A 2,301-nucleotide genomic window follows, 5' to 3' on the forward strand; every position below is an offset into this window, starting at 1 on the left:
GGGAAGTTCGCGTGCAGCGCCACGGCCAGCTCGCCGCCGGTGGACACGTCCAGGGACAGGCCCTCCTCGTCGACCCAGCGCGCGATCTCGCCGCACAGGAAGGCCTTGGCGGCGTAGTTCACGTTGCCGCCGCCGCCGAAGGCCGCCGCCATCTCCCGGCAGCGGGAGCGGAAGTCGTCCTCGTCGACCACGAACAGCGGGGTCCCGTACTCCCGGGCGAGCTCGGTCACCGGCACGCCGGCGATGTGCACGACGCCGCTCGCGTCGCGAACGGTGTTGCGGGGCCATACATTCAGGGCCAGCTGTAGCAGCTCCTCGGGGGATTGCGGCCGCGGCGGGCTGCCCGGGTGGCGGGTCTCTTCGGCGTGCCGGGGACCGGCGGGATGCACGGTCACATGCGCTCCGGGGCGCCAACGCCCAGGATCGCCAGTCCGTTGGCGATGACCTGGCGGGTGGCCTGGCACAGGGCCAGCCGCGCGGCGTGCAGGTCGGTGGGCTGCTCGTCGCCCTGCGGCAACACCCGACACGAGTCGTAGAAGCGGTGGTAGTCACCGGCGAGGTCTTCCAGGTAGCGGCAGACCCGGTGCGGCTCGCGCAGCGACGCGGCCGTCTTCAGCACCCGCGGGAACTCGCCGAGGCTGCGCAGCAGCGTGCCCTCCTTGTCGTGGCTGAGCAACTCGAGGTGCGCGGTGTCGGGAACCAGGCCGAGCGCGGCGGCGTTGCGCGCCAGCGCCGAAAGCCGTGCGTGCGCGTATTGCACGTAGTAGACCGGGTTTTCGTTCGAGGCCGAGGACCACAGCGCCAGGTCGATGTCGATCGGAGTGTCCACCGAGGAGCGGGTCAGGCTGTAGCGCGCGGCGTCGACGCCGATCGCCTCGACCAGGTCGTCGAGGGTGATCACGGTGCCGGCCCGCTTGCTCATCTTCACCGGCTGGCCGTCGCGGACCAGGTTGACCATCTGCCCGATGAGCACCTCGACGGTGGCGGGGTCCTCGCCGAACGCGGCGGCCACCGCCTTCAGGCGCGCGATGTAGCCGTGGTGGTCGGCGCCGAGCATGTAGATGCACAGGTCGAACCCGCGCTGCCGCTTGTCCAGGTAGTAGGCGATGTCACCGGCGATGTAGGCGGGCTTGCCGTCGCTCTTGATCACGACGCGGTCTTTGTCGTCACCGAAAGCGCTGGTGCGCAACCAGCTTGCGCGGTCCTTCTCGTAGATGTTGCCGGTCTGGCGAAGCCGGGTGATGGCCTCCTCGACGCGCCCGCTGGTGTGCATCGAGTCTTCGTGGGTGTAGACGTCGAAGTCGGTGCCGAACTCGTGCAGCGACTCCTTGATGTGGGTGAACATCAACTCGACACCGATTTCGCGGAAGGTCTCGCGCATCTCGGGTTCGGGCAGGCTCAGCGCGTCGGGGGCCTTGGCCAGCACGTGCGCGGCGATGTCGGTGATGTAGTCGCCGGCGTAGCCGTCTTCGGGGGCGGGCTCGCCCTTGGCCGCGGCGATCAACGAGTTGGCGAACCGGTCGATCTGGGCGCCGTGGTCGTTGAAATAGTATTCGCGCTCCACGGCGGCGCCCTGGCTGGACAGCAGCCGGCCCAGCGCGTCCCCGACGGCGGCCCAGCGGGTGCCGCCGATGTGGATCGGTCCGGTCGGGTTGGCCGAGACGAACTCGAGGTTGATCTTCTGCCCGGCCAGGTCGTCGGCGTGGCCGAAGGTGTCGCCGGCGTCGATGACGCCTGTGACGACGACGGCCTGCGCCGAGGTCTCCAGGCGCATGTTGATGAAGCCCGGCCCGGCCACCTCGGCGTGCGCGATGCCGTCGTTGCGTGCCAGCGCCTGCGCCAGCCATCCGGCCAGCTCACGCGGGTTGGCGCCGACCTTTTTGCCCAGTTGCAGCGCCAGGTTGCTGGCGTAGTCGCCGTGCTCGGGGTTGCGCGGACGCTCCACGGCGACCGCCGGCGGCAGCGCCGCGGTGTCGAGTCCGTGCTCGGCCAGCACCGCGGCGGCGGTGGTCTTGAGCAGCTCGGCCAGGTCGGCGGGGGTCACGAGCGTCTATCCTATTGGCTCGGGTGCTCCCGCCATCCATCGCGGTGACGAAGCGCCCGCCGGAATGCGTTAGGCTGTCGAGGCCCAACGGCGCAGCGTCTTGTCAGGTGCGCCCCCGTAGCTCAGGGGATAGAGCGTCTGCCTCCGGAGCAGAAGGCCGCAGGTTCGAATCCTGCCGGGGGCACCGTCTGAAGCAATCTTTACCGTGAGACCCCGAAACGGCTGGGGTGCCGCGACGGCGTTACTGGCCTTCAGCG

The 2,301-nt window shown here is 69.8% G+C and carries 1 protein-coding gene, 1 tRNA gene and 1 pseudogene; 1 reads left to right on the top strand and 2 read right to left on the bottom strand.

From position 1 onward, the window contains the following. Together ACOJVU_RS09980 and argS are read right to left on the bottom strand one after the other, a co-directional pair. Nucleotides 1-311 (bottom strand): annotated as a pseudogene (locus tag ACOJVU_RS09980) (diaminopimelate decarboxylase); the annotation flags it as partial. A gap of 80 nt (nt 312-391) precedes the next feature. Further along, nucleotides 392-2,044: an arginine--tRNA ligase gene (gene argS / locus ACOJVU_RS09985; protein ID WP_421529628.1), complete on the bottom strand. Its 1,653-nt coding sequence runs from the start codon at nt 2,042-2,044 to the stop codon at nt 392-394. Nucleotides 2,045-2,155: 111 nt separating this feature from the next. On the opposite strand from argS, the gene ACOJVU_RS09990 reads away from it, so the two are divergent. Continuing rightward, a tRNA-Arg gene (locus ACOJVU_RS09990) sits at nt 2,156-2,228 on the top strand. Nucleotides 2,229-2,301: the final 73 nt, after the last annotated feature.

This window comes from Mycobacterium sp. THU-M104 (assembly GCF_049197365.1).
Taxonomy (GTDB): Bacteria; Actinomycetota; Actinomycetes; order Mycobacteriales; family Mycobacteriaceae; genus Mycobacterium.